Annotated in this window: 25 protein-coding genes and 1 pseudogene; 15 read left to right on the top strand and 11 right to left on the bottom strand. The window is 72.2% G+C overall.

The genetic code is table 11. The annotated features are described in order from the left end of the window. Positions 1-6: 6 nt before the first annotated feature. The 5 genes from OG982_RS28615 to OG982_RS28595 are packed head-to-tail and all read left to right on the top strand — an operon-like array spanning position 7 to position 5,279. On the top strand, positions 7-1,695 hold the full coding sequence (locus OG982_RS28615) for an ABC transporter substrate-binding protein (RefSeq protein ID WP_266949701.1): 1,689 nt from the start codon (positions 7-9) through the stop codon (positions 1,693-1,695). Continuing rightward, positions 1,692-2,651, top strand: a complete 960-nt coding sequence (locus OG982_RS28610) for an ABC transporter permease (RefSeq protein WP_266781886.1) — start codon at positions 1,692-1,694, stop codon at positions 2,649-2,651. Before OG982_RS28615 ends, OG982_RS28610 begins: the two co-directional genes overlap by 4 nt. Then, the gene (locus tag OG982_RS28605; RefSeq protein WP_266949699.1) at positions 2,648-3,505 is read left to right on the top strand and encodes an ABC transporter permease; all 858 of its coding nucleotides are present in this window, start codon (positions 2,648-2,650) and stop codon (positions 3,503-3,505) included. Before OG982_RS28610 ends, OG982_RS28605 begins: the two co-directional genes overlap by 4 nt. Then, complete coding sequence (locus OG982_RS28600; RefSeq protein ID WP_266949698.1) at positions 3,502-4,485, top strand: ABC transporter ATP-binding protein; 984 nt, start codon at positions 3,502-3,504, stop codon at positions 4,483-4,485. The genes OG982_RS28605 and OG982_RS28600 overlap by 4 nt, the downstream gene beginning before the upstream one ends. Continuing rightward, the gene (locus OG982_RS28595) at positions 4,482-5,279 is read left to right on the top strand and encodes an ABC transporter ATP-binding protein (protein ID WP_266781892.1); all 798 of its coding nucleotides are present in this window, start codon (positions 4,482-4,484) and stop codon (positions 5,277-5,279) included. Before OG982_RS28600 ends, OG982_RS28595 begins: the two co-directional genes overlap by 4 nt. A gap of 427 nt (positions 5,280-5,706) precedes the next feature. Here the strand turns inward: OG982_RS28595 and OG982_RS28590 are convergent. Continuing rightward, a pseudogene (locus OG982_RS28590) lies at positions 5,707-5,931 on the bottom strand (TetR/AcrR family transcriptional regulator); the annotation flags it as partial. Between the two features lie 175 nt (positions 5,932-6,106). Here OG982_RS28590 and OG982_RS28585 point away from each other — a divergent pair. The 3 genes from OG982_RS28585 to OG982_RS28575 all read left to right on the top strand — a co-directional run bounded on the left by OG982_RS28585 (position 6,107) and on the right by OG982_RS28575 (position 9,131). After that, the gene (locus tag OG982_RS28585; protein WP_266949697.1) at positions 6,107-7,273 is read left to right on the top strand and encodes an agmatine/peptidylarginine deiminase; all 1,167 of its coding nucleotides are present in this window, start codon (positions 6,107-6,109) and stop codon (positions 7,271-7,273) included. 171 nt (positions 7,274-7,444) lie between these two features. Further along, positions 7,445-7,795, top strand: coding sequence for a hypothetical protein (locus OG982_RS28580; RefSeq protein ID WP_266781896.1), 351 nt, complete (start codon positions 7,445-7,447; stop codon positions 7,793-7,795). Between the two features lie 34 nt (positions 7,796-7,829). Further along, on the top strand, positions 7,830-9,131 hold the full coding sequence (locus OG982_RS28575) for a hypothetical protein (RefSeq protein WP_266781898.1): 1,302 nt from the start codon (positions 7,830-7,832) through the stop codon (positions 9,129-9,131). Positions 9,132-9,202: 71 nt separating this feature from the next. Here the strand turns inward: OG982_RS28575 and OG982_RS28570 are convergent, their stop codons facing one another. Beyond that, the gene (locus OG982_RS28570) at positions 9,203-10,660 is read right to left on the bottom strand and encodes a DUF2252 domain-containing protein (protein ID WP_266781900.1); all 1,458 of its coding nucleotides are present in this window, start codon (positions 10,658-10,660) and stop codon (positions 9,203-9,205) included. A gap of 99 nt (positions 10,661-10,759) precedes the next feature. Then, positions 10,760-11,653, bottom strand: a complete 894-nt coding sequence (locus tag OG982_RS28565) for a YhjD/YihY/BrkB family envelope integrity protein (RefSeq protein WP_266781901.1) — start codon at positions 11,651-11,653, stop codon at positions 10,760-10,762. Positions 11,654-11,786: 133 nt separating this feature from the next. Here OG982_RS28565 and OG982_RS28560 point away from each other — a divergent pair, with 133 nt between their 5' ends. The 3 genes from OG982_RS28560 to OG982_RS28550 all read left to right on the top strand — a co-directional run bounded on the left by OG982_RS28560 (position 11,787) and on the right by OG982_RS28550 (position 13,365). Beyond that, the gene (locus OG982_RS28560) at positions 11,787-12,452 is read left to right on the top strand and encodes a GAP family protein (RefSeq protein WP_266791654.1); all 666 of its coding nucleotides are present in this window, start codon (positions 11,787-11,789) and stop codon (positions 12,450-12,452) included. 104 nt (positions 12,453-12,556) lie between these two features. Continuing rightward, positions 12,557-13,030, top strand: a complete 474-nt coding sequence (locus OG982_RS28555; RefSeq protein ID WP_266781903.1) for a DUF6325 family protein — start codon at positions 12,557-12,559, stop codon at positions 13,028-13,030. 47 nt (positions 13,031-13,077) lie between these two features. Beyond that, positions 13,078-13,365 carry an SHOCT domain-containing protein gene (locus OG982_RS28550; protein WP_266781905.1) on the top strand — a complete coding sequence of 96 codons (288 nt, stop codon included), beginning with the start codon at positions 13,078-13,080 and terminating at the stop codon, positions 13,363-13,365. Between the two features lie 7 nt (positions 13,366-13,372). On the opposite strand, the gene OG982_RS28545 is transcribed toward OG982_RS28550, so the two are convergent. Both OG982_RS28545 and OG982_RS28540 read right to left on the bottom strand, forming a co-directional pair. Next, positions 13,373-14,590, bottom strand: a complete 1,218-nt coding sequence (locus OG982_RS28545) for a cation:proton antiporter (RefSeq protein ID WP_266781907.1) — start codon at positions 14,588-14,590, stop codon at positions 13,373-13,375. 4 nt (positions 14,591-14,594) lie between these two features. Further along, the gene (locus OG982_RS28540) at positions 14,595-15,080 is read right to left on the bottom strand and encodes a cation:proton antiporter regulatory subunit (RefSeq protein WP_266781909.1); all 486 of its coding nucleotides are present in this window, start codon (positions 15,078-15,080) and stop codon (positions 14,595-14,597) included. A gap of 218 nt (positions 15,081-15,298) precedes the next feature. On the opposite strand from OG982_RS28540, the gene OG982_RS28535 reads away from it, so the two are divergent. The 4 genes from OG982_RS28535 to OG982_RS28520 all read left to right on the top strand — a co-directional run bounded on the left by OG982_RS28535 (position 15,299) and on the right by OG982_RS28520 (position 18,294). Next, complete coding sequence (locus tag OG982_RS28535) at positions 15,299-16,261, top strand: sensor histidine kinase (RefSeq protein ID WP_266949696.1); 963 nt, start codon at positions 15,299-15,301, stop codon at positions 16,259-16,261. A 56-nt stretch (positions 16,262-16,317) separates the two neighbouring features. Next, positions 16,318-16,989 carry a response regulator transcription factor gene (locus OG982_RS28530; RefSeq protein WP_266791656.1) on the top strand — a complete coding sequence of 224 codons (672 nt, stop codon included), beginning with the start codon at positions 16,318-16,320 and terminating at the stop codon, positions 16,987-16,989. Between the two features lie 73 nt (positions 16,990-17,062). Next, positions 17,063-17,401, top strand: coding sequence for a PadR family transcriptional regulator (locus OG982_RS28525; RefSeq protein ID WP_266781913.1), 339 nt, complete (start codon positions 17,063-17,065; stop codon positions 17,399-17,401). Continuing rightward, a complete protein-coding gene (locus OG982_RS28520; protein ID WP_266949695.1) occupies positions 17,398-18,294 on the top strand; it encodes a hypothetical protein in 897 nt (298 codons plus the stop codon). The genes OG982_RS28525 and OG982_RS28520 overlap by 4 nt, the downstream gene beginning before the upstream one ends. Before the next feature lie 28 nt (positions 18,295-18,322). Here OG982_RS28520 and OG982_RS28515 read toward each other — a convergent pair whose 3' ends face one another. The 6 genes from OG982_RS28515 to OG982_RS28490 form a co-directional block, all read right to left on the bottom strand. Then, complete coding sequence (locus OG982_RS28515) at positions 18,323-19,099, bottom strand: class I SAM-dependent methyltransferase (protein ID WP_266781917.1); 777 nt, start codon at positions 19,097-19,099, stop codon at positions 18,323-18,325. Positions 19,100-19,248: 149 nt separating this feature from the next. Beyond that, complete coding sequence (locus OG982_RS28510; protein ID WP_266781919.1) at positions 19,249-20,784, bottom strand: hypothetical protein; 1,536 nt, start codon at positions 20,782-20,784, stop codon at positions 19,249-19,251. A gap of 57 nt (positions 20,785-20,841) precedes the next feature. After that, a complete protein-coding gene (locus OG982_RS28505; protein ID WP_266781921.1) occupies positions 20,842-21,651 on the bottom strand; it encodes a CAP domain-containing protein in 810 nt (269 codons plus the stop codon). 194 nt (positions 21,652-21,845) lie between these two features. Continuing rightward, on the bottom strand, positions 21,846-23,261 hold the full coding sequence (locus tag OG982_RS28500) for a HAMP domain-containing sensor histidine kinase (RefSeq protein WP_266949693.1): 1,416 nt from the start codon (positions 23,259-23,261) through the stop codon (positions 21,846-21,848). After that, a complete protein-coding gene (locus tag OG982_RS28495; protein WP_266949692.1) occupies positions 23,258-23,983 on the bottom strand; it encodes a response regulator transcription factor in 726 nt (241 codons plus the stop codon). The genes OG982_RS28500 and OG982_RS28495 overlap by 4 nt, the downstream gene beginning before the upstream one ends. A 92-nt stretch (positions 23,984-24,075) precedes the next feature. Then, a complete protein-coding gene (locus tag OG982_RS28490; protein WP_266949691.1) occupies positions 24,076-24,675 on the bottom strand; it encodes a hypothetical protein in 600 nt (199 codons plus the stop codon). Between the last annotated feature and the right edge of the window lie 52 nt (positions 24,676-24,727).

Below are 24,727 nucleotides of genomic sequence, written 5' to 3'. Positions count from 1 at the left end.
GCACCGATGCCACGTTCCCTGCCGCGTTCCCTGCCCCGGTCCGGAGCCCGTGGATCCACGCGCCGGACGTACGCGCTGCGCGCCGCCGCGCTGGCCGCCGTCGCCGCGCTGAGCCTGGCGACCGCCTGCGCCGGCCCGCCGAAGGACGGCCCGGCGCCCGGCGGCGCGGCCGCCTTCAAGCTGTCCCCCGGTACGCCCGCGGCCGCCGGTGAGCTCGACTCCTTCACCTGGGCCCTGTACGCGGAGCCGCCCACGCTGGACTACATCGCCGCCTTCGACTACCCGCAGAACACGGTCCTGTCCAACGTCTGCGAGAGCCTGATGCGGTGGACCCCGCAGCTCACCGTGGCGCCGGGGCTGGCGGAGAAGGCCTCCAACCCCGACCCGACCACCTGGGTCTACGACCTCCGCCCGGGCGTGAAGTTCCACGACGGCGGTGTGATGAGCGCCGACGACGTGGTCTTCAGCCTGGGACGCCAGCTCGACCCCGACGGCGGATCGGCCTGGAACAGCAACTTCTCCAACGTCGAATCGCTCACCAAGACCGGTCCGCTCCAGGTCACGGTCAAGCTGAAGCAGCCGGACTCGCAGTTCCCCCAGTACATGGCGACCGCGGCCGGTGTGGTGGCCTCGAAGGCCGGTGTGGAGAAGGCGGGCGAGGACTACGGCACCTCCGGCAGCCTGGACTGCACCGGCCCCTTCAAACTGGGCGCCTGGAACAAGGGCCAGTCGATCGAACTCCATCGCTTCGACGGCTACTGGGGCAGCAAGGCCAAGTCGGCGAAGGCGGTCTTCACCTTCCTCACCGACCCGTCCGCCCGTACCAACGCCATGCTCAACGGCGAGGCCGACGGCGGCTACCTGATCCCCACCGAGAGCTACGACCGGCTGAGCAAGAGCGGGGTCGGCACGCTCTACTTCGGCGAGGGGCTCAGCACGGTCAACGTCAACGTCACCAGCATGAAGGGGCCCCTGGGTGACGTACGGGTCCGGCGGGCGCTGTCCATGGCGCTGGACCGCCGCGGGTTCGTCAAGGCGGGCCTGGGCGGCGCGGGCACCGCCACCAACTCGCTCACCACCAAGGCCGTCTGGGCCGCGGCCCCCGAGGAGGTACGCAAGGCCGCCTTCGACGGGCTGCCCTCGCCCGAGCAGAACATCGAGGAGGCCAAGGCGCTGATCAAGGAGGCGGGCGCCACCGGCAAGACGGTCACCATCGCCACGAGCCCGATCGGCCAGGACGTCTCCCTGCTGGCCACCGCCGTGCAGGCGGCCGGCAGCAAGATCGGCCTGGACGTGCGGCTGAAGACCATCGCGCCGAACGCCTTCACCGCGCTGTTCACCGACCCCCAGGCACGCGAGGGCCTGGACATGTTCCCCGAGACGTACTACGACTCCATCACCGACCCGATGGACCTGCTGAGCAACTTCCAGACCGGGGCCTTCCAGAACTACGCCGGCTACAGCGACCCGGCCTACGACGACCTCGTCGCCAAGGCCCGCGCGGACTACGACCCGGCCCGGCGGACGGCGGCGGCCGCGCAGCTCCAGAAGAAGGCCGCCGAGCAGGTCCTGTGGATCCCGGTGGCGGAGTGGCCCACGGCCGTGTTCCTGAACAAGCGGATCACCGGGGCACCGACCACCATCTCGTACCTGTACTACCCGTGGGCCGCCGACGTCGGGGCGGCCGCGCGATGAGTTTCCTGAGATTCGCCGTGCGGCGGCTGGCCGAGATGGCGGCCACCCTGTTCGGCGCCTCCTTCGTCATCTTCGGCGCGATGTACCTGGCGCCCGGCAATCCGGCGAGCTTCCTGCTCGCCGGGCGGTCGGCCTCCCCGGAGGCGCTGCGGGCGATCAACGCGCAGTACCACCTGGACGATCCGTTCGCGGTGCAGTACGTCCGCTGGCTCGGCCAGGTCCTCCGGGGCGACTTCGGGCGCTCGATCACGTACCGCACGGACGTGTCCCGGCTGCTGGTCGACCGGCTGCCCAGCACCCTGTTGCTGATCTCCATGGCGCTGGTGCTGGTCGTCGTCCTCGGTCTGCTGCTGGGCTGGATCGGCGCGGTCCGCGGCGGCGGCGCCGACTCGACGATCCTCGTCACGACCACCTTCGCCATCGGCACGCCGTCGTTCGTGGCCGCGGTCCTGCTCCAGGGGCTGTTCGCGGTGAAACTGCACTGGTTCCCCACCGGGGGCACCGGCGAGGGCCTGGGGCAGATGCTGTGGCACCTGACGCTGCCCGCCGTCGCGCTGGCGCTCTACCTGATCGGGATGCTGGCGCGCGTCACCCGGGCCGCGATGCTCGACGTACTCGGCCAGGAGCACGTCACCGTCGCCCGCAGCCGGGGCGTCCGCGACCACCAGGTGATCCGGCGCCACGTGTTCCGCAACGCGCTGGGCACCGTGCTCACCACCGGCGGGCTGATCGTCTCCACGCTGCTGGTGACCACCGTCCTGGTGGAGTCCGCGTTCAGCGTCGGCGGCATCGGCCAGCTCCTCGAACTGTCCACCACCACCAAGGACTTCCCCACCGTGCAGGCCATCTCCCTCATCATGGTCGCGCTGTTCATGACGGTGAACCTCGTCGTCGACCTGCTGCATCCACTGGTCGACCCCCGGGTCGCCCTCGGCCCCAGGAAGCGGGCCGCATGAGCGCCACGACCCTGCTGCGCCGGCCCGGGCTCGCCCGGATCCGGACCTCCCGTGCCCCCCTGTCCCTGCTCTGCCTGGGCTTCGTCGCCGTGGTCGTCGTCATCGCGGTGCTCGCCCCCTGGATCGCCCCGTACGACCCGAACGCCGTCGACCTCGGCAACGCGCTGGCGGGGCCCTCCTCCGAGCACCTCCTCGGCGTCGACGCTTCCGGACGCGACACGCTGTCCCGCCTGGTCCTGGGCGCCCGTACCTCCCTGCTCGGCCCGCTCGGGGTGGTCGTCTTCTCCACCGTGGCCGGGGTCGCCATCGGCACCGCCGCCGCCTGGCGCGGCGGCTGGCTGGACTCCGTCCTGTCCCGCAGCACCGAGCTGGTCTTCGCCTTCCCGGGCATGCTGCTGGCCATCCTGATCGTGTCGGTCTACGGGGAGGGCCTGCTGGCTCCGGTCATCGCCCTGGCCAGCGCGTACCTCCCGTACGTCAGCCGGCTCACCCGCTCCCTCGTCCTCGCCGAGCGCGAACGCCCGTACGTGGAGGCGTACCGGGTGCAGGGCCACTCCGGGCCGCAGATCTGCCTGCGGCACGTGGTGCCCGGGGTCGCACCCGTCGTCCTCGCCCAGTCCACGATCAACTTCGGCTACGCCCTCATCGACCTGGCCGGCCTCTCCTTCCTCGGCCTGGGCGTGCCCGCCCTGACCCCCGACTGGGGCCGCATGGTCTTCGACGGCAAGACCGCCATCCAGTACGGCTACCCGCTCTCGGCGATCGTGCCGTGCGTCGCCATCGTGCTGACCGTGGTCGCCTTCAACGTCGTCGGCGAACGCTGGGCCGACAAGGTCGCCAGGAGGGACCGATGAACACCCTCGACATCCAGGCGCTGCGGCTGCGGCTGCCCGACACGGCCCGGCCCGTTCTCGACGGGGTCGATCTCACCGTCGGGTTCCGGGAGACCGTCGCCCTGGTCGGTGAGTCCGGGTCCGGCAAGAGCCTGACCTCGCGCAGCGTGCTCGGGCTGCTGCCGCTGGGAGCGCGGGCGGAGGGGACGGTGCGGGTCGTCGGAGACGACGTCCTCGCGATGGGCCCCGGGCGGCTGCGCGCCCTGCGCACGAGCACGGCGGCCATGATCTTCCAGGACCCCCGGGCCGCCATCAACCCGATGCGCCGCGTCGGCGACTTCCTCACCGAGAGCCTGCGGCTCAACGCCCGGACGGGGAAGGAGGCCGCCGAGGAGCGGGCGGTGCGGATGCTGGAGGCCGTCGGCCTCACGGCGGCCGCGCTGCGCACGTACCCGGGGCAGCTCTCCGGCGGCATGCTGCAACGGGTCATGATCGCGGCCGCGCTCATGGGTGACCCGGCGCTGATCCTCGCCGACGAGCCCACCACGGCCCTGGACGTCACGACGCAGGCGGAGGTGGTCGCGCTCCTCGGGGAACTCCGCGAGAGCTTCGGCACCGGGCTGCTGTTCGTCACGCACGACCTCGGGCTCGCGGCGGCCATCAGCGACCGGGTGTACGTGATGTACGCGGGCCGGATCGTCGAAACGGGCCCCGCCGAGGAGCTGTTCGCCCGGCCGCGCCATCCGTACACGGCCGCGCTCCTCGACTCGACCCCCCGCCTGGACGCCCCGCAGGGCCGGCTCGCCGCCATCGAGGGCCGCCCGCCGAGCCTGCGCGAGGAGCTGACGGGCTGCCCCTTCGCCGCGCGCTGCCTGTACGCGACGGACCTCTGCACCCGGCAGGCCCCGGCCCTGCTGCCGCTGGCGGACGGCGGGGCGCGCCTGGCGTCGTGCCATCACGGCGACCTGGTGTCCCCGTCGCGAAAGGAGAGCCACCGATGAGGAAGACCGTCCTGGAGGCCGTCGGGCTGCGCCGGAGCTACGGGAGCGTCCCGGCCGTGGACGACGTCTCGTTCCGGCTGTCCGAGGGCGGGTCCCTCGGCATCGTCGGCGAGTCGGGCTCGGGGAAGACGACCACGGCCCGGATCGTGGTGGGACTGGAGCACGCGGACGGGGGCCGGGTCGCGGTCCACGGCCGGGACCGCGGCGAGCGCCGGCGCGGCAGGTCCGAACGGCTCGCCCGGGCGCGGGAGGTGCAGATGGTCTTCCAGGACCCGTTCCTGTCCCTGGACCCGCGCGTCACCGTGGGCGGGGCGCTCCGCGAGACGCTCCGGCTGCACTTCCCCGACGCCGATCACGGCCGGCGGGTCACCGAGCTGCTCGATCAAGTCGGCCTGGGCGCCCGGGAGGCGGACGCGCTGCCCCGGCAGCTGTCCGGCGGGCAGCGCCAGCGCGTGGCGATCGCCCGGGCGCTGGCGGTCGAGCCCGCGGTCCTGGTCCTGGACGAGGCGGTGGCCGCGCTGGACGTGTCGGTGCAGGCGCAGATCCTGAACCTGCTCGCCGAGATCCGCGCGGAGACCGGCATCGGCTACCTGTTCATCACCCATGACCTGGGCGTCGTACGGTGCGTCACCGACGAGGTCATCGTGATGCGGCGGGGCCGGATCGTGGAGTCGGGTCCGACGGAGCGGGTACTGGCCGCGCCGGAGCACCCGTACACCCGGCTGCTGCTGGAGTCCGTCCCCCGGCCGGGCTGGGACCCGCGCCGGATCGCCGCCGCGCGCCGGGCGTTGTAAGGGGGGCGGCTGGTGCTGTGACCGCCGCCGCGGCGAGGCCGCAGACGAGCGCGCGTACGCTCGGCTCGGTCCGCACGCGGTCGTCCAGGGACTGGATGGCCGCGAGCCCGTCGGCCGCGGCCGCCAGCGCCATGCCCAGCGGAACGGGGTCGAAGGCGCCGTCGTGTTCGTCCGCCAGCACCTGGAAGAGGCGGACGAAGCACTCCCGCCAGCGCCGGTACTCGCCGTCCACGGCGGCCCGGACCCGGTCGTCGTTGAGGGCGAACCAGTGCAGGGCGGAGTGCAGCCGGGACAGGTCGGGGCCCTCGGGCTGCGTCAGGAGTGCGATCACGCGCTCCGCGCGCTCGGAGAAGGGGCCGGGGCCGTCGACGGCGGCTTCCATGGGGCCGATCCACTCGGGCCCGATGTCCCGGGCGACGGCCACGATCAGGTCGGTGCGGTCCTGGAAGTGGTAGTGGCACATCCCGTGCGAGATGCCGCAGAGAGCGGCGACGTTGCGGGTGCTGAAGCGTGCGAGGCCGTCGCCCGCGAGCAGCGTCCGGGCCGCGGCGATCAGCTTGGCGCGCGTCTGTGCGCCCTTGGCCGACGTGCGGGAGGTGCGGGCGGCACCGGCCTGCCGGGCGCCCTCGTCTGCTGCCGGGTTCGCTGCCACGGCGCCACTGTAACGACCAGGGTTCCCCCGCACAGCCGAAAGTGATCAAGAGTCCTCAACTTCCTTTGTTTCAAAGCGAGTTGGCGTGCCGAAAATATTGACCGAGCGCTCGGTCAGTAATACGTTCCGCCCCAATCGGTGGAGCGACCCACCCCCGCCTGATCGGAGATCAGAGATGACAGAGATCAACGAGCGCCGGAAGCTGGACAGAAGAGGGTTCCTGGCGGCGGCCGGCCTCACGGCCGCCGGGGCCGCGCTGGCGGCGGTCGGCGGTGAGGCCTTCGCGGCCACCCGGCCCACCACCCGGCCGGCAGCGCTGCCGGCGGCCGCCGCCGGGGGCTTCGCGGTGCCGGTGGACACCGTCCGCCACACCCGGACCTGGATGGCCTGGCCCGACAGCTCGGCCATCTGGGGACGCCAACTCGCGGGCGTCCAGTCCAACATCGCGCTCATCGCGAAGACCGTCGCGAAGTACGAGCCGGTCGTGATGTGCGCCAACCCGGCCGCCGCGTCGAAGGCGCGCAGCGCCTGCGGACCGGCCGTCACGGTGATCACCTCGATCCCGGTCGACGACTGCTGGATGCGCGACAGCGGCCCGGTGTTCCGTACCAACGGCGCGGGCGGCCTCGACGCGGTCGGCCTGAACTTCAACGGCTGGGGCAACCAGCAGACCCACGCCAAGGACTCCCTGGTGGCCGGCCGGGTCGCGGCCTACGCCTCAGTGCCATTCAGCACCGCCGGATTCATCGGCGAGGGCGGCGCGGTGGAGACGGACGGCGCCGGCACCCTCATGGCCACCCGCAGCAGCATCCTCAACCCGGACCGCAACCCCAACCGCACCCAGGCACAGGTCGAGGCCGCGATGTGCGCCGCGTTCGGGGCTTCGAAGGTGATCTGGTTCCAGGGCGTCCTCGGCCGGGACATCACCGACGACCACGTCGACGCGACGTCCAGGTTCCTCTCCCCCGGCCAGGGGACGGTCCAGATGCCCCTTCCGGGTGACAACGACGCCTGGTCCAAGGACGCACGCCAGCAGTACCAGATCCTCTCGACCTCCACGACCGCGCAGGGCGGCCCCATCTCGGTCACCAAGCTCCAGGGCCCCGACTACGACCTCATCCGCTCCGGCGACCCGAACTTCGTGGCCGCCTACGCCAACTACTACGTGTGCAACGGGGCGGTCATCTCGTCCCAGTTCGGCGACTCCCGCGCCGACGCGGCGGCCAAGGCGACGCTCCAGCGGCTCTTCCCCGGCCGGACCGTCGAGCAGCTCAACACCGACAGCCTGGGGGCGGGCGGTGGCGGGATCCACTGCGTCACCCAGCAGCAGCCCGTCCCGTAGCAGCCGCGGCAGGGGTGGCGGGGCCGTCCGGACGGCCCCGCCACCCCTGTCCGGTGACGCCGGCGGCCCGGCGCGTTCATCCGGCCGGCCGAGCAGCGGATGCCGCCCGCGCCACGCCGGGGCAGGCTGTGCAGGAAGGACAGCCACCACCGCACAGACGAGGACCGCGCCATGTCCCACAGTCGGCGTATCGGCGTCATCACCGGGGCCGCAGCACTGCTGCTGACCGCCACCGCCTGCTCGGGCCTGGGCCGGAGCACCGTCGGCATGCTCAGCTTCCGCGCCCACGACTCGCCGGTCGTGCTGAGCTACTCCAACACCCTGGTGACGGGCTGCCACAAGATCTCCCTTCCCCAGGGCGCCACCCACGTCGAGAACAACACCCTCGTCGACGTCGTCCTCTACCGGACGCCGGACTGTCAGAAGTCCGACAAGGCCGACGGGATCTACGTCGCCACCACCCTCTCGAACGTGACGGCCCCGGACAGCCTGTCCTGGCGCAGCTTCAGCGTCATCCACTGAACCTCCGAACAGCCCGACCTTGAGGAGGTCAGCCATGCCGGGTGACGACAGCGCGGGCGAACTCGCGGCCCTGCGGGCCAGGGTCGCCGCCCTGGAATCGGAGGCGGCGGCCGCGAAGCGGACCCCGCCGCGGCACCGGACGCGTTCACTGCTGTCCGCGCTGCTGATCATCATCGGCTGTGTGCTGGCCCCCCTGGGCATCGTGGCGTCCTGGACGTCCTCCATCGTGGGGAACACCGACCGCTACGTCTCCACGGTCGCCCCGCTCGCCTCCGACCCGGACGTCCAGGAAGCGGCGGCGAACCGCGTCACGGGCGCCCTGATGCAGCACCTCGACCTCGCCACCCTGCTGGAGGACGTGGCTCCCGACCAGCGGCCCCTGCTCCAGAAGGCACTGGGCAAGCTCGGTGGCTCCCTGGAGGGAGCGGTCAGCAGTTTCGTGAAGGACAAGGCGCAGGACGTGATCGCCTCGAACGCGTTCGAGACGATCTGGACCAATGCCAACCGCACGATCCACACCTCGCTCGTCAAGGCGCTGACCGGCAGCGGTGACGGCGCGGTGGAAATCAAGAACGATGCGGTGACGGTCGACCTGGCGCCGGTGATCGATCAGGTCAAACAGCGGCTCGTGGACGCCGGGATGAGCGTCGCCGCCAAGATCCCCGAGATCCACACCGACTTCACCGTCGTCCAGTCCAACGACATCGGCCGGGTCAAGACGGGCTTCCGGCTGCTCCAGATCGTCGGCCTGTGGCTGCCCGTCCTCGCCGTGCTCCTCATCGTCGCCGGCATCCTGCTCGCCGCCCACCGGCGCCGGACCCTGATCACGTCGTGCCTCGCGGTCGCCTTCGCCGTACTCGTCCTCGGGCTCGGGCTGACCGTCTTCCGTACGGTCTACCTCAACGCGCTCCCCGACACCGTGTCCCAGGCCGCCGCCGGCTCCGTCTACGACGCCATGATCCGGCTGCTGCGCACGACGATCCGCACGGTCATCGTCCTGGGTGTGGTGATCGCCCTCGCCGCCTGGCTCTCCGGCCCGGGCCGGTACGCCACCGCGGTCCGCCAGATCTGGCACTCCGGCATCGTCGCCACCCGGGCCACCGCCGACCGCCTGGGCCTGCGCACCGGCCCGGTCGGCCCGTTCATCCGGCGCCACCGCTCCTGGTTCACCTGGGGCCTGGTGGCGGTCGCCGCCCTCGTGTACATCCTGTGGTCCTACCCCACCGGCTGGGTGGTCGTGGGTCTCGCCCTCGCCCTGCTGTTCGCGCTCGCGGTGACGGACTTCCTCGCCGAGGACACGGCCGAGGACAAGGTCCCGGAACCGCGCCCGTCATGACGGGCGCACCGCGGACGTCTCGCGCTGCCCGCCGGGGCAGCCGGCCGGCGGAAGGGACGGCCCGGGCCGGGTCAGGCCGCGACGGCGGTCACCCGGCCCGAGGCGATCGCCTCCACCAGCCGCTGGTGGTCGCGCTCGTTCTGGTCCGCGTAGCTCTCCGCGAACCGCACGAGCGCCTCGTCGAAGACAGCGCGACGGCCCAGGTACGCGGCGATGGCGATCCGGTCGCCGGACCTGGCGTGCGCCCGCGCCAGGGTGGCGCCGCACATTCCGGCGAAGACCCTCATGCCGCGCGGGACCATCCGGGAGGGGTCGGCGATGCCCTTCCAGTCGCGCAACTGGCGTACGTAGAAGTCCCGCTCGCGGCCGTCGATCCCGTGCGCCTGCTGCCAGCCCAGGAAGATGTCGCTCGCGGCCTGCATCAGGCGCTGACCGGCGACGACCCGCTCGCCCTGGGTGGCGTACTCGCTGGCGCCGACGTGCGCGGCGAGAACGGACTCGCCGGCTTCCTTGGCCTGGAGGATCAGCGGGTCCTCGCCGTCACGGCCCAGCAGCAGCACGACCCAGCAGCGCATGCCGACGCTGCCGACACCCACCACCTTGCGTGCCATGTCGACGACGGTGTACTGCCTCAGCAGGTGCCTGCGGTCCGTCTGGAGGCTCTCCCCGTACAGATCGACCAGGTCGCGGATCTGGCCGTCGAGCGCGTCCCGCTCCTGGTCCGGCAGCAGCTGCGAGACCGGTGTGATCAGCTGCGGGACGGCGGCGAAGCGGCGGCGGCCGCCCACCACCTCGGTGAGCTTCTCGAACGCCTGGAGGCTGTCGCGTCCGCGCGCCTTGCCCAGCGCCTCCGACATCTGCTTGCGGCCCCGGGTGTGCAGCGCACCCGTCGCCAGCTCCCGCAGGTCCGCCTCGTCGACTCTCGCGTACCAGACGTCGAGGGTGCGCATCTGGGCGAAGCGGCCCATCTGCTCGCGGTAGCCGCTCACGCCCGACCGTACGATCTGCGCGCGCTCGTCCTCGGAGAAGCCATTCTCGCGCCCGGCGATGACCAGGCTCGTCGCGAGCCGCTTGACGTCCCATTCCCACGGCCCGGGCAGCGTCTCGTCGAAGTCGTTGATGTCGAACAGGAGGTTGCGCTCCGGCGAGCCGAGCAGCCGGAAGTTCAGCAGGTGCGCGTCGCCGCACAGCTGGACCCGGATACCCGAGTCGGGTGTGTCGGCCAGGTCGCCGGCCATGATCGCGGCCGCTCCCCGGTAGAAGCGGAACGGTGACTGCGCCATCCGGCCGTAGCGGATCGGGATCAGTTCCTGCACCCGGGTGGCGGACTGCCGCTCGATGACGTCCACGGGATCCGTCCGGGTCGGCGAGGCCTCGAAGTCCCCGTGGGCGGAGCGCGGTGTCCGCGCCCGGGCGCCGCGGCCGTCCGCGGCCCGTTTCCCGGCCGAGAGCCGTGGCCCGCCGCCACCCTTCGCGGTCGCGGTCTGCTCGCGGCCCTTCGCGGACGCGGTCTTCTCGCGCTTCGTCATCGTCGTGAACCTTCCGGCCACCGGGGCCCCCGCCTCCCAGCATGGCACTCACGCCACACCCCTGCCCCACGTGTGCCGCGGCGGCGCGCGGGGCGGCGGTCAGAGCGGATCGTCCCGCAGCCGGCCCGGGGCCGGGCTGCCCAGCCGCCGGGCCAGGTACGGCTCCTGAGCCACGGCGGCGCCCGTGCTGATCCCGATGGCGACGGCCACGCACAGCACGATCAGCCACGACAGGATGACGAACACCGAGCCGGTGGACCCGTAGGCGGCGATGGAACGGTTGAGCGCGATCGGCATGTAGACGCGTGCGCCCAGCGACAGCGCGGTGATCGCGGCGGATGTCAGCAGGGCGCCGGGCAGAAGCGGGGGCCACGGGATCACACCGCCCAGCAGCAGGTGCTGGCTCCACCACCACACCAGCGTCTGGAACAGGAGGGTGAGGGGGATCCCGAGCCACAGGCCGAGTCCGAAACCGTCGCGCACCGGTCCCTGGAGGATCAGCAGGACCATCCAGACGGCGATCCAGGCGAACCAGCGCCAGATCACGATCCGCGCCCCGGCCCGCGGGATCTCCCAGGCGCGCCGGCACAGCCGCTGCATGGCGCGGCTCACGGCGGTCGCCGACAGCAGCACGATCACGGCGCCCGCCGCGCCCACGGCGTTGCGGGTGTCGTCGTCGGAGCCGCCGAAGATGTCGCTCAGCTGGTCGCTCGCCTGCCCGGTGAGCCCGAACATCGTGCGTACGGACTCGACCAGCTGCTCCTGTACGCCCTCCGGGGCGAACGAGGCGACGACGAAGAACAGCGGCACGGCGGTCAGGAAGCACTGGGCGGCCAGCCGGGTGGCGGAGTCGAAGATGTTCACGACGACCATCCGCTCCGCGACATGGGTGATCACGGGGAACCGGGTCTCGGCCCGCCCCCGCAGTCGGTTGCCCGTCGCCACCAGCTCCCGGGAGCGGGCCTGCCAGCGCGCCTTCCTCTTCGACGGCATCAGCGGGGTCTCCTTCGTGTGCGTCCAGGTTGGGGGACGCGGCCGGGCGCGGCATCTCGGAGGGCGCCGGGCAAAAGGTGTCGGGGCCAGGTCTGGTGCGTAATGTCGTATGTCGTCACACGATTGGGGCACCATGGTCCTCGACCTCATGCTGATCGCGTTGGCCATCGCCCTCTACCCGCTGCCGATGATGGCGTTCATCCTCGTGGTGTCGTCCGCCAGAGGCGTGTGGAAGGGGCTGGCCTTCCTCCTGGCGTGGCTCGCCTGTCTCGTCGCGGTGATCGCGATCGTGCTGGCGCTGACCGGCGGGGAGCCGCCGGCGCCCCGTTCCCCGCCCAGCGTGGCGGCGCTCGCGGTCAAGCTGGCCATCGGGGTGGCGCTGGTGATCTACGGGGTGCGCCGCTACCGCCGCCGGCTGGCGCGGTCCCGCGCCCCGGGCGCCACCGAGGCGCGGGACCCGAAGCCCTCCCGGGTGGACGTCGGCTCGGCATGGGCGGCGGCGGGCCTGGCCGTGCTGCTCCAGCCCTGGGGCATGGTCGCGGCGGGCGCGACGACGGTGATCCAGGCCGACACCTCGCACGCGACGACGTACATCGCCCTGCTCGGCTTCTGCCTGCTCGCCAGCTCCGGCCTGCTGGCCGCCGAGCTCTACATGGTGTTCGCACCCGAGGCCGCGCAGGCACGGCTGCTGCGGATGCGGACGTGGATGGAGGGGCACAAGGACGAGGCCATCGTGTTCGTCTGCCTGCTGCTGGGCCTGTGGCTGACCGCGCAGAGCATCTACGAGCTGACCGGATGAGCCGTCGCACGGGTGACCGGTGCGCGGGCGTCCGCAGACATGCGCGGGCGCGGGCAGCGTGCTGGAATGAAAAGGACATTCCCGCTCTCCCGACAGGAGCTGCCATGAGCAGCGAAACCGAGGCACGGGCCGATTTCGGCAACGTCGAGGAACTGGGCCCGGTCGACTACATCGTGGTCGAGTTCCCGGGCAACCGGATGACGGGCGAGGGATTTCCCCTTCTCGTCGATCTCGTGGACCGGGGCATCATCCGCATCTTCGACTTCGCCTTCATCCGCAAGGAGGAGGACGGCACGGTGACCGCGGTGGAGCTCCAGGACCTCGGCGGCGAGGTCGACCTGACCGTCTTCGAGGGAGCCTCGTCCGGGCTGCTCGACCACGGTGACATCCAGGACGCCGCCGGCGCCCTGGAGCCCGGGAGCTCGGCCGGGATCATCGTGTACGAGAACACCTGGGCGGCGCCCTTCGCCCGGGCCCTGCGACGCGGCGGAGCGCAGCTCGTGGCGGCCGGACGCATTCCCGTCCAGGCCCTCCTGGCATCGCTGGACGCCCTGGAGGACCTGCCCGCCGACGAGTGAGGCCCACGACGAGTGGGGCCCACACCCACAGCCTGGAGATGAGCATCATGCCCGGACTTCTTCGCGGGGTCGCCCGCACCGCCGTGGTCGCGGGCACCGCCACCGCGGTGTCCAACCGCGTGTCACGCCGCCAGGGCGGCCGATGGGCGCAACAGGAAGCCCAGCAGCAGGCGGCCGCTCCCCCGCCGCCCGCCGCGCCGCCGCCCGCCGCAGCACCGCTGGCCGATGACATGACCACCAAGATCGAGCAGCTGAAGCAGCTCAGCACCCTCAAGGAGCAGGGCGTCCTGACGGAGGAGGAGTTCGCCGAGCAGAAGCGACGCCTCCTCGGTTAGACGTACGTCACGGGACCGGTTCGTGCTCCGGCGGGGACGCCACGGACCGGTCCGCCGTGCGCCGGGCCGCGTGCCGGGAGGCGAACCAGGCCGCCAGGGGCTGCGTGAAGCGGGCGGTCAGCGGGCCGAGGACCACGAGGATCAGTACGTACGCGGTGGCCAGCGGCCCCAAGGCCGGTTCGATGCCGGCGGTAACGGCCAGGCCCGCGATCACGATGGAGAACTCGCCGCGCGCGACCAGCGTGCCGCCCGCCCGCCAGCGGCCCTTGACGCCGATCCCGGCGCGCCGCGCGGCCCAGTACCCGGTGGCGATCTTCGTGGCCGCCGTGACCACGGCCAGCGCCAGGGCGGGCAGCAGGACCGGGGGAACGCTGGCCGGGTCGGTGTGCAGGCCGAAGAAGACGAAGAACACGGCCGCGAACAGGTCCCGCAGCGGGCTGAGCAGGGTGTGCGTGCCCTCGGCGACCTCCCCGGAGAGGGCGATGCCGACGAGGAACGCGCCGACGGCGGCCGAGACCTGGAGCTGCTGCGCGATGCCCGCGACCAGCAGGGTCAGCCCGAGGACGACGAGGAGGAGCTTCTCCGGGTCGTCGCTGGAGACGAAGCGGGAGATCAGGCGCCCGTAGCGGACGGCGACGAACAGCACGGCCCCGGCGACGCCGAGCGCGATGGCGAGGGTGAGACTGCCGGCGGCGAGGCTGACGCCGGCGAGCAGCGCCGTGATGATCGGCAGGTAGACGGCCATGGCCAGGTCTTCGAGCACGAGGATGCTGAGGATCACCGGGGTCTCCCGGTTGCCGAGGCGTCCGAGGTCGCCCATGACCTTGGCGATGACGCCGGAGGAGGAGATCCAGGTGACCCCGGCGAGCACCACGGCGGCCACCGGTCCCCACCCCATCAGCAGCGCGGCGCCGGCGCCGGGCAGCGCGTTGAGGGTGAAGTCGACGAGTCCGGCCGGGTACTGGGTCTTGAGGTTGGAGACCAGATCGGTCGCCGTGTACTCCAAGCCGAGCATCAACAGCAGCAGGATGACGCCGATCTCGGCGCCGATGGCGACGAACTCCTCGCTCGCTCCGAGCGGGAGCAGGCCACCGGTGCCGAACGCGAGCCCGGCCAGCAGGTACAGGGGTATGGGCGAGAACTTGAGTCTGCCCGCGACCCGGCCCAGCAGGCCGAGGCCGAGGATGATCGCGCCGAACTCGATGAGGAAGACGGCAGAGTGCATCCGCTCACTCCCGCCCGAGTATCGCGGCGGCGGCGTCCACGCCCTCGCGGGTGCCGATGACGATGAGGGTGTCCCCGCCGGCCAGCCGGAAGTCCGGCGCCGGGGAGGGGCGGGCCTCCGCCCGGCGCAGTACGGCGACCACGGAGACGCCGGTCTCGGTGCGCATCCGGGTCTCCCCCAGCACCCGGCCGTTCCAGTAGGAGTGCGCCGACAGCTCGATCCGCTCGGCGACGAGGCCGAGGTCGGTGGTGTGCAGGAGGTTCGGGCTGTGGTGGGCCGGCATCAGCGCGTCGATCAGCGAGGTCGCCTCCGCGCCGGTGAGGTGGAGCGACTGGGCGCAGGCGTCGGGGTCGTCGGCGCGGTACAGGTTCACCGTGCGCGTCCCGTCGCGGTGGGCTATCACCGACAGGTGCCGTCTTTCGCGGGTGGTGAGGTCGTACTGGACGCCGATGCCGGGCAGTGGCGTCGTACGCATCCGTGGTGCGGGCACAGCCCATCCCCCTCGTTGTTCGTCCGGTGCGGCGGGGGTCATGGTGCCACGTTCGGCGTGGCCGGAATATGGGTGTCGGCACGGATGGACAGGAGGGGTCCGGGCCGGTGAGGATGGGGCGGGGAAGTAGGTTCCGCCGCAGTTCAGGCCGTATGGGAGCCGGGGCCGCGAGTCGGCGGCCAGGGATTGAGGGGGACCGGCTGGAAAGGCTCGGGGCCATGTCGCTGTACGGGCGGATCTTCCTGCTGAACGCCGTCGTGCTCGTCGTCGCGGTGGCACTGCTGATCGGCCCGGTCACCGTCTCCACGCCCATCCTGCTCGGCGAGGCGCTCGTCCTGCTCGGCGGGCTGGCCGCCGTGCTCGTTGCCAACGCGGTCCTGCTGCGGATCGGGCTCGCCCCGCTCGCGCGCCTGAACCGGGCCATGGCCACCGCCGACCTGCTGAGGCCCGACGCCAGGCCCGCCGTCACCGGCCAGGGCGAGATCGCCGCGCTCACCGCGACGTTCAACACCATGCTCGACCGGCTCGAAGCCGAGCGGGCCACCAGCAGCGGCCGGGTGCTGTCCGCGCTCGAAGACGAACGCCGGCGCATCGCCCAGGAACTGCACGACGAGGTCGGCCAGACCCTCACCGCCGTCCTGCTACAGCTCAAACACGCCGCCGACCGCGTCCCCGAACCCGTACGGGCCGACCTGCACCAGGCGCAGGAGACCACCCGGGCGAGCCTGGACGAGATCCGCCGCATCGCGCGCCGGCTGCGCCCCGGCGTCTTGGAGGAGCTCGGCCTGCACAGCGCGATCCGCGCCCTGGCCGCCGAGTTCACCAGCACCCGCCTCGGGGTGACCGCCCGCATCACCCCGGGCCTGCCGACGCTCGACCCGGCCACCGAGCTGGTCCTCTACCGCGTCGCCCAGGAGAGCCTGACCAACGCGGCCCGCCACTCCGGCGCCGGCCGCGTCGAGGTGCACCTGCTGGCGTCGGCGGGAGGCGCCGGCGTGCGGCTGCTGGTCCGCGACGACGGCGGCGGCATCGGGGCGGCGCCGGAGGGAGCGGGGATCCAGGGCATGCGCGAGCGCGCCCTGCTGATCAGCGCCGAACTCCTCGTCGCGGCCGGGGCGGACGGCGGCACCGAGGTGTGCCTGAACGTCACTGCACAGCAGCCCGGGGGGAACCGGACATGAGAACACCGGCCAAGGACACACCGGGCACGGGCACACCGGGCACGGGCAAACAGCCCATGGGCACACCGCCCTCGAGACCGCCGGCCCGCATCCTGCTCGCCGACGACCACGCCCTCGTCCGCAGCGGCGTACGGCTGATCCTCGACGCCGAGCCGGACCTGTCCGTGGTCGCCGAGGCCGACGACGGCGCCGACGCGGTCGTCCTCGCCCGCCGCGACCCGGCGATCGACCTGGCCATCCTCGACATAGCGATGCCCCGCCAGACCGGCCTCCAGGCCGCCCGGGAACTCTCCCGCCTCCGGCCGGCCTTGCGGATCCTGATGCTGACCATGTACGACAACGAGCAGTACTTCTTCGAGGCCCTGAAGGCCGGCGCCAGCGGCTACGTCCCCAAGTCGGTCGCCGACCGCGACCTCGTCGAAGCCTGCCGGTCCGCGCTGCGCGACGAGCCCTTCATCTACCCGGGCGCCGAGACCACCCTCATCCGCACGTACCTCGACCGCGCGCGCACCGGCGGGACGCTGCCCGAGCGGCCCGTCACCGAGCGCGAGGAGGAGATACTCAAACTCGTCGCCGAGGGCCACACCTCGAAGGAGATCGGCGACATCCTCGTCATCAGCGCCAAGACCGTCGAACGCCACCGGGCCAACCTCCTCCAGAAGCTCGGCCTGCGCGACCGCCTCGAACTGACCCGCTACGCCATCCGCGTCGGCCTCATCGAGCCGTGAGCCACGCCCGGCGTCCCGCCCGCGGGGATCGCGGGCGGCCGACATATGCCGGTGGGTGACTTACGATGCCGGTATGAGTGATCGTGCGATGCAGGAACCCACCCTTCTCCTTCTGACCGCGCTGGCGGACGAGCCCCGGCACGGCTACGCGATCGCCCGCGAGGTGGAGAAGATCTCGGACGGGCGGGTCAAGCTGCGCACCGGCACCCTGTACGGGGCCCTGGAGAGGCTCCTCGGGCAGGGGCTGATCGAGGTGTTCGAGGAAGAGATCGTGGACAGCCGGCTGCGGCGCACGTACACGCTCACCACCGCCGGCCGGCAGAGCCTCGCCGCCGAGGCACGGCGGATCGCCGCCACGGCGCGCGAGGCGACCCGACGCCTGAAGGCCGCCGGAGAGTCGGCCACGGCGTGAGCCCGCCCCTGTTGCGGCTGTACCCGGCACGGTTTCGCCGCGAGTTCGGCGACGAGATCGCCGAGGCGTACCGGGAGGCGACCGAAGGGGCGGGCCCTCTGACCCGGTTCCGCGAGGGGTTCGACATCGCGGCGCACGCGCTGCGGCTGCGCCTGGGGCTGGGTTCGGCGCAGCGGGGCGGCCGGCTCTTCGCGGCCGCGGCGCCCTTCGCGCTGGCGGGCACGGCCGCGGAGGCCGCCTTCAACCTCGTCTCGACGCTCTCCGACTGGCGCATCAGCGGCAACCCCGACTTCCTCGTGCCGCTCAGCTACGTCACCGGCGGCTGCTACCTGGCGGCCCTCATCGGCGCGGTCCTCGCCCTGTGCGGGCGGTTCACCGGCGCACTCTGGGCCCTCGCGGGCATGGCCGGCGTCCTGACCTGCTTCCTCACGGTACTGCCGGCACGCGCCCTGCTGCTGCCGTGGGAGTTCACTGCCGTTCTGCTGGCGCCCGTGGTGTTCGCGGCCGTTCCCCTGGCCTGCCCGCCGGACCTGCGTCCGCCCCGCAGGATCGGCGGCGCTCCGGGGATCGTGGCCGTGGCGCTGTGGGCGCCGCTGTGCGTGGCCCTGTTCGCCCTGCTCGACTCGGCGGAGATCTGGAGCGGCTCCTTCTTCCACCTCCGCTACGTGGTGCCCGTGGCGGCGGCGCTGGCCCTGGCGGGCCGTTCGGCCTGGTCCGGGATCCGCACCGCCGGCCAGTTCACCCTCGCGGCGGCCCCGTTCCTGGGCACCGGGTTCCTCTCCGGCGTCCTGGACGACACGACCCTGCTCCCGGCCCTCGCGGTGACCGCCGTGGCGGGCCTGACCGTGCGGTCGTGGCGGCGCCGGAACTCCGGCACGGCGACGCCCACGTAACACGGCGGGCGCGGCGGGCGCGGCGGGCTCAGCCGGCCGTGACCCGGATCTTGGACTGGCCGTGTCCGAGTTCCTCCCAGTCCTCCATGAACCGCGCCGTCAGGCCGTGCCGGGCGGCGAGCGCGATCAGGGTCTCGGTGCGGTAGTAGAAGTCCTCGCGCAGCACCTGGTGTTCGGCGCCGGTGGTGCGGTCGAAGGTGAAGTCGAAGTGGCCGCCCGGGGCCAGGATCCGGCCCACGTGGGCGAGGCATTCGTCGATGACCTCGATCGGCGAGTGCGAGAACACGCTGTGTGCGTGGACGACGTCGAAGTGGTCGTCCGGCAGGAAGTCCAGCGTCAGGTTCTTGGTGAGGGTCAGGTGCGGGACCTTGGCCTGGAGCCCCTGCGTGGTGAGCGTCTCCTTCGCCGCGATGAGGATGTCGGGCGAGATGTCGATGCCGTAGTAGTGGCCCGCCTCCAGGTAGTCGATGAAGCGCCACCCCGCGCGGAGGTTGCCGCAGCCGATGTCCAGCATCCGGGCGCCGGGCTCCAGCCCGTGCCGCAGCAGATAGTCGAACTGCATCCGCCCCAGCGCCAGCCACCGCTCGTGCGTCTGACTGCCCACGGCCGCCTCGGGGTTTCGCCGGGTGTCCGAGGCCATCACGGCGCGGTAGTAGCCGACGTGGTCGGGGTGCTTGAAGGACAGCCACCGGTCACGGGCCGCCCGCTTCAGATAGGGGGCTATCCGATTCGGACGGCTCGCGGCGTACCGGACCTTGTGGGCGAGCGACGCCCGGTTGGCGACGAGGTTCTTCTTGCTGGCCATGTCTGACTCCATCTCGGTCACACGCCGATGTCCCGGCGGACGGCACGCTGTTGACCGCCGCCGCGGCGCGACTTCATGTCGCCACTATATGCCGTTCGCCGACATATGCGTATCGCGGGGTCATGGGGCCGGGGGAGACGGTCACAGCACTAGCCGGCCTTCAGGCGGCGGACGACCTCCTCCGAGACTCGTCGCTGTAGTTCGGCGAGTTGCTCGGGTGTGTACGCCGTCAGATCGCCGACGTCCCCGGGCGGAGCCGTTCCCTTCTCCTCGGGCTTCTGCTGCTTCTCCTCCTCCCTGCGTTTGAGTTCGCGCTCCTCCGGCGAGCCGGGCGCCGCGTACGCGCACCGGATGAGCGCCCCGTCGGCCGCCTTCAGGCAGGTCGCCTCGCGGCCGTCCACCTGGCCCCGGCCCTCGACCCGGTAGCGGATGTTCTGCTCGCTTCCGACCGTGGCGGTCCAGGTGCTGCCGCCGGTGGGCACGACCTCGAACACCTGGTCGTCGTTGTAGCAACAGACGTCCCGGTACTCGGCCTTGATCAGCGCTACGAGCGCCTTCGGCGACGACCACGTCGGACTGAGCCGGTGGACGGTGACCGGCGCGAGCCCGCCGCCCTTGTGGCGCGTGGGTACGGTCGACACGGCCACGACCGAACTGGCCTCCCCCTGCGGGGTCAGCGGGGTGACGTACGCGCTGTCCCCGCTCGCGTCCCGGTACTTCAGGGTGAACTCCGACTCGTTGCCCTCGTTGGCGCCGTCCTCGGAGGCGTCCCAGCCGCTGCGCTCGAACCACCAGTCGCTGAAGCTGCCGACCGCGGCGGTGCCCTCCCGCTGCCGGGCCGCGAGACTCAGCGGATAGGACGGGCCGGGCACCGCGGAACTGTCGCCGGTGATCGTGAGCTTTCCGGTCCGCCCGTTGTAGAGCGCGAGTCCGGCGGGCCGTTCGGTCACCACCAGGAGGCCGGTCTGGCGCTTGAGGGGGACGACCACGATCGGGGTGTCGTCCGAGCAGGTCACATAGGCGTCGCCGGGATCGAACCGCAGCCAGCGCCGCTGGGCCGAGATCTTGCGGCCGAGGTTGTGGTTGAACCAGCCGCCGATCCGCGCGTCCGCCGTGTCCACGTCGAACGCGCAGCGCTGCTGGCTACGGCTGCTGCCGCCGAGCGGGATGTCCTGCACGAGGCCGACCTCGTACCCGGCCAGCCAGCCGCGCCGCTCCACCAGGGTCGCGAACCGGTCCGAGTCCGGAAGGTAGGTGATGTCGGAGATCTCGCCGGTGACATCGCCCAGGTGCGGGGCGGCCTGCGCCTTGCCGACGACGTAGGGCGCCCGCGCCGAGAACTCGGGCACCGCCTCGGACACGATCTTCACGTTGTCCATGTACGCCCGGTCCTGGAGGTACGACCCGTACACCAGCCACCAGACGGCGATCCCCAGCCCGAGGACGCCGCCCAGCCAGACGAGGGCCACCGCCGCGCCCCCGCCGACCGAGGCGCGCCCCTTGCCCCGGATCAGCCTCACCACCAGCCACACCACCGCGACGAAGGCGGCGGCCAGCAGCGGCGCGGCCAGCCAGGCGAAGATCTTCCGCGCCTCCCAGACCACGATGGTGGTGAAGTACGAGGCCCACCAGAGGAACAGACCCACCAGCAGTACGGGTAACCCGGTCTTCAGTGCCCGGCCCATCAGCGCCCCCCGACGTCAGTTGCCCGAGGGTGTACCCCGCGTCAGGTCGAGTCACGCTCACTGGGGCCGGGCGAAGTCCTGGGTCCACCACGGTCCGCCGGCCTTCTGGACGCCGACGCCGATCTCGGTGAACTTGCAGTTGAGGATGTTCGCGCGGTGCCCGGGGCTCTTCATCCAGGCGTCGACCACCTCGGCCGCGTTCGCCTGGCCCTTGGCGATGTTCTCGCCCGTCGCGGACCACTTGTAGCCGGTCGCGCTGATGCGGCCCGACATGGTGGAGCCGTCCGGTCCGGTGTGGGAGAGCTCGCCGGACCGGGCCATCACCTCGGTGTACGACTGGGCCGCCTGCGTGAGCTTGGCGTTGGACGTCAGGGCGCCGCAGCCGGCCTTGCCGCGCTCGACGTTCACCAGCCTGATCACCTCGGCCGCCTCGCCGGCGGGGGCCGGCGCCGGTGCCGGGTCCCGGGGAGCGGGCTTCTTCGCCGTGGCCGAGGGCTTGGGGGCGGCGGGAGCGGCCGCCTTGGCGACCGGGTCGCCCGAAGCGGACTTCGCGGGGGCCGCGGAGGCCGACGCGGACGCCGAGGATGCGCCGGGGCTCGGGGTACCCGAGGCGGAGGTGGAGGCGGAAGGCGAGGCGGACTCCGTCGGCTGCGCGCCCGGCGAGACCGCTCCGCCGGAGGCATCCCCGCTCCCCCGCAGGCCGGCCGCCGCCCCGGACTTCCCCGAGGGCTGGGCGGCCACGTTCACCGCCAGCACTCCCACGGCGCCGGCCGCCAGCGTCCCGACGGCGGTCAGGACCACGCGCCGGGCCCGCGGATGACGCGCGGCGCGGTGGCCGCCGGGTATGCGGGCGTGGGGGGAATCCATGGCAGAGGCCTCCGTAGGTGACAGGTGGCGCGCAGGCCGAGCCGCGCTGGAAGAGTGAGCGCCGCGCCGAAGTCGGCCGGCTCCGGTATGACCCTACGAGGCACACCGTCCGCCGGACGCCCCCTGAAGGAACCCCGCAGGTGCTCTTAAGGAACCGCTCAGGCTCGACGTCGGGCGGGAGGGCTCGGGCCGGGTCAGCTCGGCCGGCGGCGCTTGTTGCCGCGACGGCGGCGGCCGCGCAGGGGGTTTCGGGGGATGTCCGTGGAGAGGCCGAAGGTGACGCGGACCGAGGCGCCGCCCAGCGCGCCGCGCCCGATGTGCACGCTGCCGCCCGTCGCCGCGGCCGCACGACGGACGATGTCCAGGCCCAGGCCCGTCGAGCTGGTGCTGCTCCCGCGCGCCAGGGCCAGGTCCGGATCGGGGATGCCGGGACCCGCGTCCTCCACCAGCAGTTCCACGGCCTGCGCGGTGCGGTCGACGGAGATGGCGAACGCCGTGCCGTCCGCCGTGTACCGGAAGACGTTGCCGACCAGCGCGTCGACGACGGCGGCGATGTCGTCGTCCGCGAGGTCGACGGTGGTGGCCTCCTCGGCGATGTCCAGCGTGCAGCACCGGTCCTGCTGTTCGGCCAGTACGGCCCAGAAGCCCGCCCGGCGGCGGATCACCTCACCCGCCTCGGACCGCTCGCCCGGCGGCCGGCCGGCAGAAGCGCCGGACGAAGACGGCGACGGCGGCGACCCCGCGTCGCGCAGGGCGCGTCCCATCGGCCCCATCGCCAACGGCGTGCGCGCGGTGGTGATGATCGCCTGGAGTTCCGCCTCCAGCGCGCAGACCGCCGCCTCGACCCTGCCCGATTCCGGGCTCGGCCCCATCCGCTCGGTGGCGAGGTGCAGGGCCGTCAGCGGCGTGCGCAACCGGTGTGAGAGGTCCGCGACGAGCTCCCGCTCGATGGCGAGCAGCTCCGTCATGCGGTCGGCCATGGCGTTGAAGGCCACGCCCGCGTCCCGCAGTTCGCTCGGGCCCATCGGGACGACCCGGGTGCTGAGGTTCCCCTCCCCCAGTACGTACGACGCCTGCGCGAGCTCCTTCGAGGACCGGACGACCTTCGCGCCGAGGCGGTCGGCGACGAGCACGGAGCCGATGAGCAGCCCGACCGCCAAGACCACCATGACCGTCCAGGAGGCGGCGACGCCCCTGGTCAGGTCGGACTCGGGGACGTAGTTCTCCACGACGGCGACCCGGTCCTGCGGGAGCACGACCGGCTGGAGGTAGATCCAGCCGCCGTCGGGCACGTCCTGGGAGATGGACTCCCGGCCGCGCTCGGCCCGTTCGAGCAGCTCGGCCGGTGCGTGGCTGGTGCCGATGGCCCCGGAACCGGGCAGGTGGATGACGAGGTGCTCCGCCCGGTCCAGGCCCGCCATGGATTCGCGCAGGTCGTCCGGGTCGGTGGTCAGGGTCAGGATGGGAGCCATGGCGGCGGCCGGCTGTTCGGCCGCCGTGATGCTCTGCTGCCTGGCCAGCGACATGACGAGGACGGCCAGCGGTATGAGGAAGGAGAGGGCGACCATCGAGGTGACGGCGAGGGCCACTCCCGCCAGGGAGCGTCTCAACGGGGCTCCACCAGCTTGATGCCGACGCCCCGTACGGTCCGCAGGTAGCGCGGCGCGGCCGCGCTCTCCCCGAGCTTGCGGCGCAGGGCCGACAGGTGCACGTCGACCGTCTGGTCATCGACGTAGGGCTCGCGCCACACCTCGCTCAGGAGCCGTCGTTTGGAGACGACCTGCCCCGCGTGATGGGCGAGGAACGCCAGGAGGTCGAACTCCCGGCGGGTGAAGCGGAGTTCCTGGCCGGCGAGGACGGCGGTCCGCGCCACGGGATCCAGGGTCAGCTGCCCGACGGACACCGGCCTCATCAGGTCGGCGGGCGCCGCGGCGGTCCGGGAGCCGCCGCCCGGGTCCGGGGTGTGCGCCCCGGCCGTGCGGCGCAGCACCGCGGACAGCCGGGCGACGAGCTGGCCACCCGAGAAGGGTTTGACGAGGTAGTCGTCGGCGCCCGCGTTCAGCAGCCGGATGATTTCCGCCTCGTCGTCCCGGGCGGTGGCCACCACGACGGGCACCGGGGAGAGTCCTCGGATCATGCGGAGCGCGTCGGCCCCGTCCAGGTCCGGCAGTCCGAGGTCGAGGACGACCGCGTCGAACGACATCCGGGTGATTTCCCGCAAAGCACCGAAACCGTCGCCGGAGTTGTGAACGGTGAACCCGTGTTCCGTCAGGATCTCGATCAGGAACGTGCGAATGCGGGGGTCGTCCTCGACGACGAGTACACGGGGCATGCGGGACACCATATCCAGCGGGGGAATTAAGCGGAGCCGACGAGTCAGGTGTTATTTTCCACAGCTTTTTCCGGCATTCCCCTGGATGTCGGTCACTGGAATGTCACGCCTTTTCCGGTGACGTTGAGAATGACCGGATGGTCCATCACCGGTATGTTGCAGCCCTCTTCCGCGTTGCAGCTCGCGTAACTGATGAGGGCCTTCGCCGTGCCGCCGGCGCTTTCGCCGGAACTCGCGCCCGCGTTCTCGGCCCGGATCGGCAGCTTCACCGTGACCGGCCCGTCCGGGTAGACGGGGACCGCGCTGTCGACGCCGGGCAGGTTGATCCGTAGCACCTCGGCGCCGGCCGCGACGGGCCCGGTCGCCGCGAGGGCCCCGGCCACCTTGACGGAGGTGGGTCGGCCCACCCCCTCCACGCCCTCGGCGGGCAGGTCGGTGCTGTAGAGGTGGTAGCCCGCCTCGGTCGGGGTGAAGGTGGCCGTCAGGGTGCCCTTCGCGTCCTTCCAGTCGGCGACGCCGAGCGTCACCGTCACCCCGTTCTCGGTGAACCGGGCGACCGGCGGGGCACTCGCCTTCGACTCCTCGGGCGCGCAGGAGGTCAGCCCGGCCGCGGCGAGCAGCACGACGGCGGCGCCGGCCAACCGCCGTGCGTAGGGGGCGGACGGCGTGGATCGGGGGATGGTGTGGCTCATGGTGGTCCGGTCTTTCCGTGGTGGTGTACGTGTGCCCTCACGGGCGGGAGAC

Origin of the sequence: Streptomyces sp. NBC_01551 (assembly GCF_026339935.1) — a bacterium.
GTDB lineage: Bacteria > Actinomycetota > Actinomycetes > Streptomycetales > Streptomycetaceae > Streptomyces.
Note: the sequence above shows the minus strand (reverse complement) of the source record. Positions and strands in the feature narration are given on the sequence as shown.

Excerpts from the sequence above, each read along its gene's own strand:
- OG982_RS28615 (WP_266949701.1), top strand. The coding sequence starts at position 7 with ATGCCACGTTCCCTGCCGCGTTCCCTGCCCCGGTCCGGAGCCCGTGGA.
- OG982_RS28610 (WP_266781886.1), top strand. The coding sequence starts at position 1,692 with ATGAGTTTCCTGAGATTCGCCGTGCGGCGGCTGGCCGAGATGGCGGCC.
- OG982_RS28605 (WP_266949699.1), top strand. The coding sequence starts at position 2,648 with ATGAGCGCCACGACCCTGCTGCGCCGGCCCGGGCTCGCCCGGATCCGG.
- OG982_RS28600 (WP_266949698.1), top strand. The coding sequence starts at position 3,502 with ATGAACACCCTCGACATCCAGGCGCTGCGGCTGCGGCTGCCCGACACG.
- OG982_RS28595 (WP_266781892.1), top strand. The coding sequence starts at position 4,482 with ATGAGGAAGACCGTCCTGGAGGCCGTCGGGCTGCGCCGGAGCTACGGG.
- OG982_RS28585 (WP_266949697.1), top strand. The coding sequence starts at position 6,107 with ATGACAGAGATCAACGAGCGCCGGAAGCTGGACAGAAGAGGGTTCCTG.
- OG982_RS28580 (WP_266781896.1), top strand. The coding sequence starts at position 7,445 with ATGTCCCACAGTCGGCGTATCGGCGTCATCACCGGGGCCGCAGCACTG.
- OG982_RS28575 (WP_266781898.1), top strand. The coding sequence starts at position 7,830 with ATGCCGGGTGACGACAGCGCGGGCGAACTCGCGGCCCTGCGGGCCAGG.
- OG982_RS28570 (WP_266781900.1), bottom strand. The coding sequence starts at position 10,660 with ATGACGAAGCGCGAGAAGACCGCGTCCGCGAAGGGCCGCGAGCAGACC.
- OG982_RS28565 (WP_266781901.1), bottom strand. The coding sequence starts at position 11,653 with ATGCCGTCGAAGAGGAAGGCGCGCTGGCAGGCCCGCTCCCGGGAGCTG.
- OG982_RS28560 (WP_266791654.1), top strand. The coding sequence starts at position 11,787 with ATGGTCCTCGACCTCATGCTGATCGCGTTGGCCATCGCCCTCTACCCG.
- OG982_RS28555 (WP_266781903.1), top strand. The coding sequence starts at position 12,557 with ATGAGCAGCGAAACCGAGGCACGGGCCGATTTCGGCAACGTCGAGGAA.
- OG982_RS28550 (WP_266781905.1), top strand. The coding sequence starts at position 13,078 with ATGCCCGGACTTCTTCGCGGGGTCGCCCGCACCGCCGTGGTCGCGGGC.
- OG982_RS28545 (WP_266781907.1), bottom strand. The coding sequence starts at position 14,590 with ATGCACTCTGCCGTCTTCCTCATCGAGTTCGGCGCGATCATCCTCGGC.
- OG982_RS28535 (WP_266949696.1), top strand. The coding sequence starts at position 15,299 with ATGTCGCTGTACGGGCGGATCTTCCTGCTGAACGCCGTCGTGCTCGTC.
- OG982_RS28530 (WP_266791656.1), top strand. The coding sequence starts at position 16,318 with ATGGGCACACCGCCCTCGAGACCGCCGGCCCGCATCCTGCTCGCCGAC.
- OG982_RS28525 (WP_266781913.1), top strand. The coding sequence starts at position 17,063 with ATGAGTGATCGTGCGATGCAGGAACCCACCCTTCTCCTTCTGACCGCG.
- OG982_RS28515 (WP_266781917.1), bottom strand. The coding sequence starts at position 19,099 with ATGGCCAGCAAGAAGAACCTCGTCGCCAACCGGGCGTCGCTCGCCCAC.
- OG982_RS28510 (WP_266781919.1), bottom strand. The coding sequence starts at position 20,784 with ATGGGCCGGGCACTGAAGACCGGGTTACCCGTACTGCTGGTGGGTCTG.
- OG982_RS28505 (WP_266781921.1), bottom strand. The coding sequence starts at position 21,651 with ATGGATTCCCCCCACGCCCGCATACCCGGCGGCCACCGCGCCGCGCGT.
- OG982_RS28495 (WP_266949692.1), bottom strand. The coding sequence starts at position 23,983 with ATGCCCCGTGTACTCGTCGTCGAGGACGACCCCCGCATTCGCACGTTC.
- OG982_RS28490 (WP_266949691.1), bottom strand. The coding sequence starts at position 24,675 with ATGAGCCACACCATCCCCCGATCCACGCCGTCCGCCCCCTACGCACGG.